This is a genomic window from Enterobacter quasihormaechei (assembly GCF_004331385.1).
Taxonomy (GTDB): domain Bacteria; phylum Pseudomonadota; class Gammaproteobacteria; order Enterobacterales; family Enterobacteriaceae; genus Enterobacter; species Enterobacter quasihormaechei.
Map to the genome: position 1 here is coordinate 471653 of NZ_SJON01000002.1, position 14512 is coordinate 486164.

The 14512-nt window shown below is 53.9% G+C and carries 13 protein-coding genes and 1 other RNA gene; 5 read left to right on the top strand and 9 right to left on the bottom strand.

Annotated elements, in window-relative coordinates; all coding sequences use genetic code 11:
• Window positions 1–63 precede the first annotated feature (63 nt).
• Window positions 64–429 (top strand): DUF805 domain-containing protein, encoded by a 366-nt coding sequence (locus E0L16_RS04875; protein ID WP_063451088.1) that lies wholly within the window; start codon window positions 64–66, stop codon window positions 427–429.
• 40 nt (window positions 430–469) lie between these two features.
• Here E0L16_RS04875 and yhaJ read toward each other — a convergent pair whose 3' ends face one another.
• Window positions 470–1372 carry a DNA-binding transcriptional regulator YhaJ gene (gene yhaJ / locus E0L16_RS04880; RefSeq protein WP_003862655.1) on the bottom strand — a complete coding sequence of 301 codons (903 nt, stop codon included), beginning with the start codon at window positions 1370–1372 and terminating at the stop codon, window positions 470–472.
• Between the two features lie 104 nt (window positions 1373–1476).
• Between yhaJ and E0L16_RS04885 the strand changes: the two genes are divergently transcribed.
• Window positions 1477–2178: a pirin family protein gene (locus tag E0L16_RS04885; protein ID WP_063451087.1), complete on the top strand. Its 702-nt coding sequence runs from the start codon at window positions 1477–1479 to the stop codon at window positions 2176–2178.
• Window positions 2179–2225: 47 nt separating this feature from the next.
• Here the strand turns inward: E0L16_RS04885 and E0L16_RS04890 are convergent, their stop codons facing one another.
• Complete coding sequence (locus E0L16_RS04890) at window positions 2226–3527, bottom strand: L-cysteine desulfidase family protein (RefSeq protein WP_131636432.1); 1302 nt, start codon at window positions 3525–3527, stop codon at window positions 2226–2228.
• Between the two features lie 20 nt (window positions 3528–3547).
• A complete protein-coding gene (locus tag E0L16_RS04895) occupies window positions 3548–4879 on the bottom strand; it encodes an SLC5/6 family protein (RefSeq protein WP_107533935.1) in 1332 nt (443 codons plus the stop codon).
• A 349-nt stretch (window positions 4880–5228) separates the two neighbouring features.
• On the opposite strand from E0L16_RS04895, the gene E0L16_RS04900 reads away from it, so the two are divergent.
• Genes E0L16_RS04900 through E0L16_RS04910 form a run of 3 tightly spaced genes read left to right on the top strand, consistent with a single transcriptional unit; the run spans window position 5229 to window position 6505 of the window.
• Entirely contained in the window at window positions 5229–5678 is a 450-nt protein-coding gene (locus tag E0L16_RS04900) for an STM2901 family protein (RefSeq protein ID WP_131636433.1), read from the top strand.
• Between the two features lie 2 nt (window positions 5679–5680).
• Window positions 5681–5998 carry a DUF1493 family protein gene (locus E0L16_RS04905; protein WP_131636459.1) on the top strand — a complete coding sequence of 106 codons (318 nt, stop codon included), beginning with the start codon at window positions 5681–5683 and terminating at the stop codon, window positions 5996–5998.
• A 21-nt stretch (window positions 5999–6019) separates the two neighbouring features.
• Entirely contained in the window at window positions 6020–6505 is a 486-nt protein-coding gene (locus tag E0L16_RS04910; RefSeq protein ID WP_131636434.1) for an Hcp family type VI secretion system effector, read from the top strand.
• Window positions 6506–6561: 56 nt separating this feature from the next.
• On the opposite strand, the gene pflB is transcribed toward E0L16_RS04910, so the two are convergent.
• The 6 genes from pflB to rnpB all read right to left on the bottom strand — a co-directional run bounded on the left by pflB (window position 6562) and on the right by rnpB (window position 14507).
• Entirely contained in the window at window positions 6562–8856 is a 2295-nt protein-coding gene (pflB, locus tag E0L16_RS04915; protein WP_131636435.1) for a formate C-acetyltransferase, read from the bottom strand.
• 15 nt (window positions 8857–8871) lie between these two features.
• On the bottom strand, window positions 8872–10080 hold the full coding sequence (gene tdcD, locus E0L16_RS04920) for a propionate kinase (RefSeq protein WP_131636436.1): 1209 nt from the start codon (window positions 10078–10080) through the stop codon (window positions 8872–8874).
• 29 nt (window positions 10081–10109) lie between these two features.
• A complete protein-coding gene (gene tdcC / locus E0L16_RS04925; protein ID WP_063867614.1) occupies window positions 10110–11441 on the bottom strand; it encodes a threonine/serine transporter TdcC in 1332 nt (443 codons plus the stop codon).
• Between the two features lie 10 nt (window positions 11442–11451).
• On the bottom strand, window positions 11452–12441 hold the full coding sequence (tdcB, locus tag E0L16_RS04930) for a bifunctional threonine ammonia-lyase/L-serine ammonia-lyase TdcB (RefSeq protein WP_131636437.1): 990 nt from the start codon (window positions 12439–12441) through the stop codon (window positions 11452–11454).
• 96 nt (window positions 12442–12537) lie between these two features.
• The gene (tdcA, locus tag E0L16_RS04935) at window positions 12538–13458 is read right to left on the bottom strand and encodes a transcriptional regulator TdcA (RefSeq protein WP_131636460.1); all 921 of its coding nucleotides are present in this window, start codon (window positions 13456–13458) and stop codon (window positions 12538–12540) included.
• Between the two features lie 672 nt (window positions 13459–14130).
• Window positions 14131–14507, bottom strand: an RNA gene (gene rnpB, locus E0L16_RS04940) — RNase P RNA component class A.
• Between the last annotated feature and the right edge of the window lie 5 nt (window positions 14508–14512).

Consider the following 14512-nt stretch of genomic DNA (forward strand, 5'->3'; position numbering starts at 1 on the left):
TACATCTATCCTTACCTCGATCGCTTAGAAAACAAGTGATTGACTGATTAAGAGGCAAGGAAAATGGACTGGTATTTAAAAGTACTACGCAACTACGTTGGATTTGGTGGCCGCGCCCGCCGCAAAGAGTACTGGATGTTCGTTCTGGTGAACTTCGTCCTGATTATGGTGCTGGGCATTGTGGACAAAATCCTCGGCTGGGAGCGAGAGGGGGGTGAAGGCATACTCACCACCATTTATGGTGTGTTAGTTCTGCTGCCTTCATGGGCCGTGCTGTTCCGTCGTCTCCACGACACCGATCGTTCGGCGTGGTGGCTGCTGTTGCTGTTGATCCCGCTTATTGGCTGGATCGTGATTTTGATTTTCAACTGTCAGAGCGGAACGCCGGGCGAAAACCGCTTTGGTCCGGATCCTAAGACAAGCGCGTAAATTTTGCCCGGTGGCGCTTACGCTTACCGGGCCTGCACGCTTATTTGTTGTGATGCGCAAAGAGCTTGGGTATTTCTCGCAAACACCACGATTTGGCTTCGCCCATGCTGTCGCGACGCCACGCCATAATGATATCCACTTCACTGGTGTATTCCGGGCTGACCACGCGCAGCCGCCCCTCAGCAATATCCTTTTCGACGAACGGATACGGCATGGTCGCCACGCCCAGCCCGGCGAGCAGCGCCTGGCGCTTATCTTCCAGCGACGTCACCGTCAGACGCGGCTGTTTATCCAGCAGCTGCACCGTCAGCACCGGACGCTCGCGCGCGGTATCCGCCACCGCCACGCCGCGGTACTTCACGCGCGTCACTTCAGAGAGCGGCTCCGGCTCCTGGTGAATCGGGTGATCCGGCGCGGCAACGTAGACGTTCATCACGCTGTAAAGTTTGCGCGAGTTGATTTCTGACGATGAGCGGAAATGCATGTCCGGCGCAATGACGATATCCGCCCTGCCCGTCTCCAGCCGCTCCCATGCCCCTGCCAGCACCTCGGTGATGATCGACAGCTGGGTATTGGCTTTTGCGGCCAGGCGGTCCACCAGCGGGAACAGCGCCTCGGTGGGCACCAGCGCTTCGGTCACTAGCGTCAGATGGGTTTCCCAGCCGCGGGCCAGCGCCTCGGCGTCCGTCGTCAGCTTATCCGCCGCTTCAAGCAGCACGCGGCCGCGTTCCAGCAGCATTCGCCCAACGTTGGTGAATTTTGTTCGATGACCGGAGCGATCGAAGAGCACAACATCCAGCTCCTCCTCCAGCTTTTGCATGGTATAGCTCAGCGCAGACGGAACGCGCCCCAGTTCATCTGCCGCGGCGGCAAAACTGCCACGCCTGTCAATCGCGTCCATGACGCGAAGCGCCTCAAGCGTCAATGCTCTCTCTTTAGCCATCTCGTTCTCATTCAGTAAATTTGAACATACCGGGCAGAATATCTGGCTAACAATGCAGCGTCCATACCTTTACCATTGATTTAGTGTAAAGAGAGGTCAAGTTTATGATTACGACAAGAACAGCGAAACAGTGCGGACAAGCCGATTTCGGTTGGTTGCAGGCCCGCTACACCTTTTCCTTTGGACACTACTTTGACCCTAAACTCCTTGGTTACGCTTCACTGCGCGTACTGAATCAGGAGGTGCTCGCTCCGGGCGCGTCCTTCCAGCCGCGCGCGTATCCTAAAGTCGATATCCTGAACCTGATCCTGGAAGGCGAGGCAGAATACCGCGATAGCGAGGGCAATCATGTCCAGGCAAAGGCTGGCGAGGCGCTGTTAATTTCTACGCAGCCCGGTATTAGCTATAGCGAGCATAACCTCAGCAAAGACAAAACGCTGACCCGCATGCAGCTGTGGCTGGATGCCTGTCCGGAGCGGGAAAATCCGCTGGTGCAAAAGATCGACCTGAAGGGCGATAAACAGCAGCTGATTGCCTCGCCAGACGGCAGCAAAGGCAGCTTGCAGTTACGCCAGCAGGTATGGCTGCACCATATTGAACTGAAAAAAGGTGAACAGGTGAGCTTCCAGCTTCATGGCCCGCGCGCCTATTTACAGTCCATTCACGGCACGGTACATGCGGTAACGCATACGGAAGAGAAAGAAGCGCTCACCTGCGGTGACGGGGCGTTTATTCGTGATGAAGCGAATATCACCCTGGTGGCAGATACGCCGCTGCGCGCGCTGCTGATTGATTTGCCGGTTTAAAAAAAAACTCACCATAGCCCTCTCCCCAATGGGGAGAGGGGAAATTTTTACACCTTACTCGCCATAATCTCAATAATCTGCCGGTCCGTTGCCTGCATTGAGCGACACGCCAGCGCGCACAGGTTAGAGATAGACTGTTCCACGTCGTGGGCCACAATCCCCTCGTTACCCGTCACGGCTGTATCATCCAGCGCCATCATCACGGCTTTCCAGGCGCTGGTGACGCTGGTCGAGACCTTCATGGCGCAGCTGTTAGACGCCCCGTCGCAGATCATCCCGCTGACGTCACCGATCATACTGCCGATCGCCATGGCAATGGTCTGGTAAGAACCGCCCATTAGCCACGCCATTCCCGCCGCAGCGCCCATCGCCGCCGTCGTCGCCGCACACAGCGCGGACAAACGCGGAAGCTGGTAATGGATGTAAATAGCCGACAGATGCGAGAGCATCAGCGCCCGCGCCAGCCGTTCGTCATCGGCCTGAACGTGTTCAGCGACCACGACAACCGGCATGGTAGCCGTAATCCCCTGATTCCCGGAGCCCGAGTTGCTCATCGCCGGCAGCGTCGCGCCACCCATGCGGGCATCCGAAGCCGCACTGGTGCGGATAACGATGTCTGAACCCAGATCCTGGCCCATCCATCCGCGTGCGCGCTGCTTATTGAGCGTCGCGCCAACGTGCAACCCCCACTTTCCGCTGAGCCCTTCACGAGAGAGCGCATCGTTCAATTGCCCTGCTTCCAGGATAAAGCAGATCGCCTCGAACGGCACCTGCTCCACAAACTCCAGGATCTGCGAGAGCGTGGTGTTTGACAGTACCGCCAGCGGATCGTTACTTACCTCGGTCTGCCGATCGCCAAGCCTGAAGCGCGTTTCGCCCTGACAAACCACCTCCACCACCCGGGTATGCCCGCCGGCGATAGTCACCATCGCCGAGGAATCTCCAGCGTACACGCAGGCACGTGAATAAAGGATCTCATCGCACGGCTCCTGCAATTTCACCTGCACCAGACCTGCTTTGAGCATGGCTTTGGCGCGCGTTAGCGCCTCGGCAGAAGCGTCTTTCAACACCTCCAGCCCGGCGTGGGCATTACCGCCCGTCGCCCCCAGCGCCGCCGCGATGGGTAAACCGACCATGCCGGTGCCGGGCACCGTTACGCCAAGCCCGTTTTTCATCAGGTTTGGCGATACCCACGCCTCAATACGCGTCACCTCACCGGAAAGCTCTCCGGCAGCCATCGCACAGGCCAGCGCCAGCGAGACGGGTTCGGTACACCCCAGCGCAGGCTTTACCTCCTCCTGCACGGCGCGAATAAAATGATTCCATAAAGGATTAATTTGCTCAGACATCGTTACGACCTTATTTAACCTCATGAGAAGGCGAGGAAAGGAGAAACACAAAGCAGCAGCCCGGTGATCACAATAATCACCAGCGACACGCCTTTATATTTATGAAGGGCGGGCACTTTGTAGACCAGCCACGCCGGAATTAAGCAGCCCACCATCCCGAAAATAGGGCTACAGATGGAGGTGAAGCTCAGCACCGGCGCGTTTAACACAATCGCGCTCCAGGCGAGCAGGATGGCGAACAGCATGATCCCGCGCTGGACGGTGCTTTCATTAATACGTTCAGCCGGCATTTTGCGGCGCAGGATATTCATCACGATGCCCTGCGTCGCTTCACGAAAGCCCAGGTAGACGCCGAAGAAGGCAGTCATGACGGCAAAGATATTGAGAACCACGCTGACGATTTTGACCCAGCCTGCGCCGTCACCGCTGATAAACTGCGCCGCGATTGCCAGGGCGGAAATATTCTGCTCGTAGGCTTTTACCGCCTCGTCGTGCCCCATCGCCAGGGTGAAAGAGACGGCGTAGAAGAAGACCGTCACAAACAGTATGCCAAAGGCGATATTCATCGCCCGCAGCGCCTTATGACGCGCCACCTCAACGGATTTTTCCCGCGAACGATAGGAAATCACCATCGGGCTTAACGTCTGGATAAACAGAATGGAGGTTAAGGTGAAAGGCAGCGTAATTATGGCGTTTTTAATCAGCAGCCCCATCGGCGGCAGCATACCGACGTTGGCTAAATGCCAGAGGCCGATCATCGAAAGCCCCAGCGCCGCCACCACAAATAATTTGGTCAGCACCATCAGGCTGGAGACTTTAAACAGCAGCTTTTCACCGCGCGAAGAAATAGCGACCAGGATGCAGATCAGGAATAAGCCGTAGAAGGGATTTTCCGACAGCAACCCCTCGGTGACGCCGAAGGTGTGCAAATAAGATGCGCTGTCGTTGGTGATAGCCGTGGAATAAACAAACATCCAGATGACCAGCATCACGAAATAAAGTGCACCCAATAAGATGCCCCAGTTTTTACCTAAATAACCGCTAATCACGCTCGGGTAGTCTTTGCATTCCGGGGATTCCGCCAGCGTATTAATAAATAACCGCTGGAAGAGGTACATGGCCGGATAGCCAATTATCGACGAGAGCAAAAAGACCCACAGCCCCATTAATCCAACCTGCACCGGAAGAAAAACGATACCCGCGCCGATAGCCATCCCGATACTCATGATGACCCAGCCCGTATCGGTGCTGTCGAATTTAATCGCCTCTCGCCATTCGCTTTCGCTCATTCCCGCCCGCCTTGCCGCAGGGGAATCACTCACAATCACACTGCTGTTTGTTGCCATATTCATTGGGCACTCGCTTATTTTGTAGGGTAAGTAATTGTTTTTATGTGGTTCCGATCGCCAGCGATTGCGAGTCAGAGAGTGCAGGTGTGTGTTATTGGTATGGGAAGATCATATCCGTAGCGCGGGAGAAAAAAGTCACAATCTTTATGCGGCCTTCCTGAATTTAGAGAAAAAAGCGCCTCATTTTTAATGATAGTTGGTAAAAAATTCCAAAAGTGACGCATTTCACAGAATCACTATGTTGAGAAAATGGATCTTTTTTAGGAATTTATAAAGATGATTGTTCTACTTTCAGCCTTCAAATTTTTATACGATAGCATCACTGAACCCACTCTATTATTATGGCTATGATATGGATACCGTTGAAGAGCTCAATGGAACATATTTCTATAAAGGTATATGTAATATCTCGGCGTCTGAGTTATTTTTTTGGATTTTCCCTGATACTACCGATGAACAGTTCGGCGGATTAAAAGATGCAGTAATGATGGCTACTATGATCCTTGGTTTACCTATACTTGAGACCAGAACAAAACCAGAAACGGCTACTATAGGTACTTCCGTGGCTTCTAAGTATCTTCGCGATCTTCTGAATGTACAGCTACCACACCGATTACCTACGATTACACTCGCAAGCTTTAAATACCGAAAACCAATGTATACCAAAAACTTAGGTGCATTCATTGGTCGATGGATCCCTGCATTGGGGATAACCATACTTGCTGCTGATCTTGCAACGATAAGTTACAAAACACTCTCACGATATAATACGATTGCTCACCCTAAAGATCGGATTTGGTGAATATGAATAGTGAAAATGATGTTTTGAAGTTCTTCAGGGAAAATTTACCAGAACAGGGAACATTTACGGGCAAGAGGATCCCGCTCGAGTTAGACGATGTTCTACAGGATTACACCGATCTGGATGATATCGTTTATGCCATTGAGAAATTTGAGAAAAACTATCTTATCAATGTGCCCACGCAAAACTATTTCCCATGGACTCAAACCTGGTTTTTCAGAAAATGGTTTACGCAAGAACCCGTTAAACAAATATCAAAACCATTAACCGTAAGAATGTTTGCTGAGGCGGTAAAAGCAGGCACATGGATCCATCACTGATTTTCGAAAGGAGCATGATTTATGGCTGTACCGGTTCATATTTGGTTTTTTGACGATGGCGGCTCACTTATTAAGGGTTCAAGTGATGTACAGGATCGGGAAGGGAGTGTTGAAATTAGAGGGTTAACCCATAATTTAAGTATTCCAACAGATCCTCTTTCCGGGAGATTAACCGGAACGCGCAAACATGCCCCTTTCTTGTTCGAGAAGGAGATAGATAGTTCATCTCCGTATCTTTATAAGGCTGTGGCTACAGGGCAAAACCTAAAAAAAGTTGAGATAAGATATTATCGAATTAACGATGCGGGAAGGGAAGTTGAATACTTCAGAACTGAACTGGAAGGTGTAAAGGTCGTATCAATCTCCCCTATTGTTAACGATACACGTAACTGTCCCGGTACGGGCCATCTTGAATCCATTCAGTTGAGATACGAAAAAGCAATTTGGACTTACTGCGACGGCAATATTCAGTTTTCTGATGCATGGAATGAACGAGCATCTGCATGATTTTCAGCAGACAAAAAAGCCCCCTTATCTGAAGGGGGCGGATTATTTGGCCTGCGTCACATCGCCTGCGTAAACGTCCTCGAAATCACGTCCTGCTGCTGCTCGCGCGTCAGGGCGTTAAACCGCACCGCATACCCCGAAACGCGGATGGTCAGGTTCGGGTAGTTCTCCGGATGGGCAATGGCATCCAGCAGCATCTCCCGGTTCATGACGTTAACGTTCAGGTGCTGCCCGCCTTCGATAGACGCTTCGTGATGGAAATACCCGTCCAGCAGCCCCACAAGGTTGGTTTTGCGCACCTGCTCATCCTTGCCCAGCGCCTGCGGCACGATGGAGAAGGTGTAGGAGATCCCGTCCTTCGCATAGGTGAACGGCAGCTTGGCAACTGAGGTTAACGACGCCACCGCCCCTTTCCTGTCGCGACCGTGCATCGGGTTGGCGCCAGGTGCAAACGGCGTACCGCCGCGTCGTCCGTCCGGCGTGTTGCCCGTTTTCTGGCCGTAGACCACGTTGGAGGTGATAGTCAGGATCGACTGCGTCGGCACCGCGTTGCGATACGTCGGCAGCGCGTGGATCTTCTTCATAAAGCGCTCCACCAGGTCGCAAGCGATGCTGTCCACGCGATCGTCATTATTGCCGTACTGCGGATAGTCGCCTTCAATGACGAAGTCCACCGCCAGGCCGGTATGGTCGCGCACCGGTTTCACCGTGGCGTATTTAATCGCCGACAGGGAATCCGCCGCCACCGACAGCCCGGCGATGCCGCAGGCCATGGTGCGATAGACGTCCCGATCGTGCAGCGCCATCAGCGAGGCTTCGTAGCTGTACTTATCATGCATATAGTGAATGAGATTCAGCGCGCTGATGTACTGCACCGCCAGCCAGTCCATAAAGTGATCCAGGCTCGCCATCACGGTGTCGTAATCCAGCACCTCATCCAGCAGCGGCTCGGTTTTCGGGCCGACCTGGATCTTCAGCTTCTCATCCACCCCGCCGTTAATTGCGTACAGCAGCGTTTTCGCCAGGTTGGCGCGGGCGCCGAAGAACTGCATCTGCTTGCCGATCACCATCGGGCTGACGCAGCAGGCAATGGCGTAGTCATCGCTGTTGAAGTCGGCGCGCATCAAATCGTCGTTCTCATATTGCAGCGAGGAGGTGACGATCGACACCTGCGCGGCGTATTTTTTGAAAGCGATCGGCAGCTGTTCGGACCAGAGGATCGTCAGGTTTGGCTCCGGCGCAGGCCCCATGGTGTGCAGGGTATGCAGGTAGCGGAAGCTGTTTTTGGTCACCAGCGTGCGGCCATCCAGCCCCATGCCGCCGATCACTTCCGTGGCCCAGATCGGATCGCCGGAGAAGAGCGTGTCGAACTCCGGCGTGCGCAGGAAGCGCACCATGCGGATCTTCATGATGAAGTGGTCGATCAGCTCCTGGGCCTGCATCTCGTTCAGCCTTCCTGCCTGCATGTCGCGCTCAATGTAGATATCAAGGAACGAGGCCGTGCGCCCCAGCGACATCGCCCCGCCGTTCTGGGATTTCACTGCGGCAAGGTAGGCAAAGTAGACCCACTGCACCGCTTCCTGCGCGTTCATCGCCGGACGTGAAATATCAAAGCCATAGTTCGCCGCCATCTGCTGGATCTGGAGCAACGCACGCTTATGCTCCGCCAGCTCTTCGCGCAGGCGGATCGTTGCCTCCAGATCTTCTCCGCGCTCCAGTTTTCCCTGAAGATCGGCGAACTGGAGTTCACGCTCGCGCACCAGATAGCTGATGCCGTACAGCGCCACGCGGCGGTAGTCGCCGATAATGCGCCCGCGTCCGTAGCCGTCCGGCAGACCGGTCAGCACGCCAGATTTACGGCAGCGCATCATCTCCGGGGAGTAAACGTCAAACACGCCCTGGTTGTGGGTTTTGCGCAGGTCGGTGAACAGGTATTCAAACTGCGGATCCATCTCACGACCGTAGGCGTCGAACGAGCTGCGGATCATGTTGATCCCGCCGTACGGATGCAGGGCGCGCTTGAGCGGCTTGTCGGTTTGCAGGCCGACGATCGTCTCCAGCGCCTGGTCAATATAACCCGGCCCGTGAGCGGTGATGGTGGTGGCGATGTTGGTGTCAAAATCTACCGGAGCGTGGGTGGCATTCTCCTGGCGAATGCCGACCATCACCTTCTGCCACAGCGCCGTCGTTGCAGGCGTCGCCTGCGCGAGGAAAGCTTCATCGCCTTCATAAGGGGTGTAGTTATGCTGAATAAAATCGCGGACGTTAACGGCGTTTTTCCATTCTTCACCGCGAAACCCGGCCCATGCGTCGCTGAAGGGCGCGACGCCCGTATCGATTGTTACTTTCATCAGATTCTCGCTTTATCAGGCGTAAGCCGCAGCCGGGGTCACCTTCCCAAGACGGAGGGCGTCCAGCGCGATCATTTTTTCTTCATTGGTAGGGATAACCGCGCAGGCCACGCGGGAGGTATCAGCGGAGATGACGCGCTCACCCGCGCTGCCCGGCAGAGCGTTTTTGGCCTCGTCGAGCGCGATGCCAAACACCTTCAGGTGTTCCGCCACCAGCGCGCGGATCAGCGTGGAGTTTTCACCGATGCCGCCAGTGAAGATCACGCCATCCAGGCGATGCAGAGACGCGGCGTGACCGGCGATATGCCGCGCTATGCGGTGGACAAAAGTGTGTATCGCCAGCTCCGCCCGCTCATTGCCTTCGTGCCAGGCTTTCTCCAGCGCGCGTAAATCGGAGGAGATGCCGGAGATCCCGAGCAACCCGGACTCTTTGTTGACCACGCGCTCCAGATCCTCGAACGACTGGCCGGTCTGCTGGGCAATCCACGCCATCGCGCCGAAATCCACGTCGCCGCACCGCGTGCCCATCACCAGCCCCTCCAGTGGCGTCATGCCCATGGACGTGTCCACGCTCTCGCCGTTACGCACCGCGCAGATGGACGCCCCGTTGCCGAGGTGGGCGCTCACCAGGCCGCTGTCCTCGGGGGACAGCCCGAGGAGCGCGTGCGCCTGCGCCGCCACGTAGCGGTGAGAGGTGCCGTGGAAACCGTAGCGGCGAACGCCCAGCTCTTCAAAATAGCGGTACGGCAGACCGTACAGATACGCCTGCGGTGCCATGGTCTGGTGGAAGCTGGTGTCAAATACCGCCACCTGCTGCACGCCGGGGAACAGCCGCTCTGCGGCTTCCACGCCGCTCAGGTTGGCGTAGTTATGCAGCGGCGCCAGCGGGGAAACCAGGCGGATCTGCTCAATGACCTCTTCCGTGATGAGGGTCGACTCGCTGAAGAGATCGCCGCCGTGAGCGATGCGGTGGCCAATCAGGGCCACGCTGCTCATCAGGTCGCGCTTCTCCAGCTCGAGGGCGATGGCGGCCAGCGCCCCTTCGTAGTCCTGGTGAGCCAGTCTGACCGGCTCACCCCCGTTCACGGAAATAAAGGCTTTTTCAGTGTTGATGCCGTCCGCAATGCCCGTCAGCAGGGCATCGCAGCCTGCTGCGTCCAGCACCGAAAACTTAACGGAGGACGATCCGCAGTTAATAACCAGTACTACCGGAAATTCAGTCATGTGTTACTCCGCTCTTCCTGAGCTTTGGCTTAAAACAGTTTGTAGACGATGTTCAGAATGGTCAGCAGGCCGACCACGGTCACGAAGATGTTCTCGGTCCGGCCTTTGTATTTCGCCAGCGCTGGCGCCTTGCGGATGGCGTACATCGGCAACAGGCACAGCAGAGAGGCGATAATTGGTGCCCCCATGGCTTCAATAAGGTCGAGAATGTTCGGATTGGCGTAGGCCACAATCCAGGTGGAGCCCATGATGAAAATCATGCTGATGGTGTTCAGTTTGCCGACAGAGACGCTCTTCTTATCGCCTTTGTAGCCGAACTTGAGGATCAGGCCGTTCAGCCCCTCCAGCGTGCCCAGATAGTGGCCGAAGAAGGATTTAAAGATAGCGACCAGCGCGATGATGGAGGCGCCGTATTCCAGCACCGTGGCGAACGTGGATTTACTGCCCGACATCGAGGCAAAGTGGTTCGCCAGGTAAGAGAGCACCGGAATGTTCTGCGCTTTGGCATCCGCCATGTTCTGCGGAGAGAGCGTAAACAGGCAGCTAAAGGCGAAGAACATCACCACTGCCACCATCAGCAGGCTGGCGCGACCGATGATTTTGGAACATTTCTGCTCGGTAAATTCTTTTCCGAACTCCGGCTCGTACTCTTCGCGCTTGGAGACCACGAACGAGGAGACGATAGGCGAGAAGTTAAAGGAGAAGACCATGATGGAGATCCCCAGCCACACCGTGACCAGAATGCCGTCATGTCCGGTAAAGGCGATATCGCTCAGGTTGACCTGGTCGATTACCGCCGAGTTCCAGTACGGGATCAGCGACAGGGAAATCAGCACCAGGCTGGCAATGAATGGGAACACCAGGTAGCTCATCACCTTCACCATCAGGTCTTTCCCGAACCAGATCACAAAGGCCATCAGCAGCAGCAGGAACAGCGCCACCACGCCGCGGTTCAGGGCTGGCAGCTGGAGCTGGTTTTCCCAGAAGGTCATAAAGGTGTTGGTAATGGTTACACCGTAGATCCACAGCAGCGGACAAATGGCGAAGAAGTAGAGGAAAGTGATCACCACCCCGCCGGTTTTGCCGAAATGCTCTTCCACCGTTTCGGTGATGTTGCCGGAGACGTTACTGCCGGACAAACAGAGGCGCGCCAGCGCGCGGTGGCAGTAAAACGCAATCGGGAAGGCGAGTACCAGCATCAGCAGGATAGGGATCAGGCCGCCAAACCCTGCACGAATGGGGAAGAACAGCACGCCTGCACCAATGGCGGTCCCGAACAGGCCCAGCGTCCAGGTGGTATCCGATTTACGCCAGGTGGACGTTTTTGTCTGGCCAACGGTAATGCTTTCAGTGTTGCTCATAAGTCATCCTTTATGCGTCAACGAAGCCGGTAATTTGGGAAACACGGGAGAGATCGATATTGCCGCCGGAAATAATGCAGACGGTTTTACGGCCCTGAATATAGTGGTCCAGTTTGCCGCTTAATAACGCCGCGCAGGCCAGCGCGCCCGCACCTTCCGTCACCACTTTATTTCGCTGAATAAGCGCAATCATGCTGTTGCGAATTTCATCTTCGCTGACCAGCACAATGTCATCGACCAGTTCACGAACAATTTCGAAGGTTAAATTCCCCGGACGAGACACGTCGCAACCGTCGGCTAATGTGCCGGTAACGCGATGGCTGGTTATTTCTCCGGCCTGCCAGGAAGCTGCCATGCCGTGAACGTTTACAGACTGCACGCCGATAATATTGATGGTCGGATTAATGGATTTAATCGCCGTTGCAATACCGGCAATTAAACCGCCGCCGCCGATAGGGACAATGACGTTATCCACGTCGTAGAGATCTTCGAGAATTTCAAGGCCGATGGTGCCCTGGCCGGCAATGACTTTCGGATCGTCATAAGGCGGAATAAATATGCGCCCCTCCATCTCGACGATTTCGCTCACCTTAGCGATGGTGTCGTTGAAGTTCTCGCCGTGCAGCACCACTTCCGCCGAATAGTCACGCGTGGCGGCAACCTTGGATTTCGGCGCGCCCATCGGCATCACCACTTTGCCGTCGATACCGAGCATGGCGCAGGAGAGCGACACACCCTGAGCGTGGTTACCTGCGGAGCAGGCCACCACCCCTTTGCGTTTTTCTGCATCCGTCAGCGAACTTAACTTATTAAACGCCCCGCGTATTTTAAACGAACCGGTACGCTGCATATTTTCAAACTTAAGAAATATTTCGCCCTTACAGCGTTCGCTGAGATAATTTGAGCGCGGCATGCCGGTTTTATAAATTTTTCCCGCCAGGCGCTTTCTGGCGTCCTGAATATCTTCAATGGTCACCGGGAGATCGTAGGTAATGTGCATAATATCCTCGTTATAATAATTCATTCTTTTCAGGCAAAGTCAGGGTATCAGAGCGTTAAAAAGCGTCGCTCCGGGTGTTTTAAAGCGTGATTATTTTTATCGTCGTTTATCGATATTCATCGCCGAATATTGTTTTGCCAGTTCAACTAATACTGACGCCGATTTTTTAATACTGTAATTTTTCGACCACACGGCGGCATAACGCGCCACGGGTAATTCATCCTCCACCGGCAGCACGATAAACTGGTCCGAGCCGAACGGCGCAATCATGTCACGGGGGATCACCGTCAGGTAATCGGCATTAAGGACAAGGTTATAGATAGTGACGACGGAATCGGTCTGGACGATGTTTTCAATGCTGATGTGGTTGTCTTGCAGGGTGGTCAGGAGTTCGTTGTAGTAGCCCATATCGGTTTGCGGCATCACCCACTGCTCATGCGTAAGTGATGCCAGTCTGGTCGGGCCGGTGCACGTTCGTGATTTACTCGCCACCAGCACAAACTCGGATTCAAACAGTGGCTCAACGTGAAGATCCTGAAGCAACATTCCGTCGCTCAACGTGCCGATGGCAAAATCCAGCCGTCCATCGCGAATGGCGGGCAGGAATGAAGAGAGCTGCGCTTCATACATGGAGACGCGCGCTTTCGGGAACACTTCCCTGAATTTTTTAATCATCTCAGACAGGAAGGTGAAGCCAATCAGCGACGGGTAGCCAAAGGAAACGTCCATGACGGTACTAAAACTGAGGCTGTTGATTTCGCTCACCATGTTTTTCATTTCGCGGGTGATCGACTCAGCGTATGACAGCAGCACCTGACCGGCGGCAGTGAGTTTTACGCCGGTGTTTTTACGCACCATCACCTCTACCCCGAAGTAGGATTCGATGTCGCTGATGATTTTGCTGACGGCAGGTTGCGTCAGCCCCAGTTGTCTTGCAGCAGAACCTATGGAGCCACTTTTGATGACTTCCTGAAATACCACGAGGTGCTGTGTTTTCGGTAGAATAATAGTATTCATCATATTCTGCGCTTATTTCCCTATGACGCAGCGGATTCTACCTAATAATGTTTAAGGGGGTATGTGCTGTTACTCACAATTCGCCGGAACGCCCTATTTTCACCCATCATCAAAACCATTTAAATCCTTTTCTATCAATAACATAATCAAATTAAAATACGCAATTACGCTGATATTGATCAACAAATTACGAGGTAATAAATTTATTTTATGGCAATAACCCGCGTGAATTTTTTTGCCTTAGAAATATTAATAAAGGCTATCTTTCAGGCAATTAAAGGTTAATAAATCAACACTGCCGATTTAAAACATTTTTGTGGTTTATCAACTTTACCAGGAATATTAATACTATTTCAGAATAAAGAGTGGGATATATCACACATTCACCAGAAGAATGTTTTTAGATTCAATATTTGATTATCAATTAGAAAAACATTTATTTTCAGCAAGCCAACAAATGCAACATCTAATCAACACTAAAATTTTCTTATTTTATAGCGTTAAATTTCGTGATTACGATCATCTACGGAGGATGAGAGGAGCACGTGGCGGAGTAAACAGTGAAATGTGCTGAGCGTCGCAAAATTGAGAATTGATGTCGGCTGGCGCAGCGCTTATCCGGACTGTTCTCTTCAGAAAGCAAAAACCCCGCCGAAGCGGGGTTTCGTAAGAAGTTGAAGCTGACCGATAAGCCGGGTTCTGTCGTGGACAGTCATTCATCTAGGCCAGCAATCGCTCACTGGCTCAAGCAGCCTACCCGGGTTCAGTACGGGCCGTACCATGTGAACCCCTATTTGGCCTTGCTCCGGGTGGAGTTTACCGTGCCACGGACTGTTACCAGCCGCGCGGTGCGCTCTTACCGCACCCTTTCACCCTTACCTGATCCCGCTTGCGCGGGCCATCGGCGGTTTGCTCTCTGTTGCACTGGTCGTGGGTTTCCCCCCCAGGCGTTACCTGGCACCCTGCCCTGTGGAGCCCGGACTTTCCTCCCCTCCGCCCGTCTCCCCCGAAAGGGACGACGACGAAGCGGCGACTGTCTGGTCAGCTTCGGCGC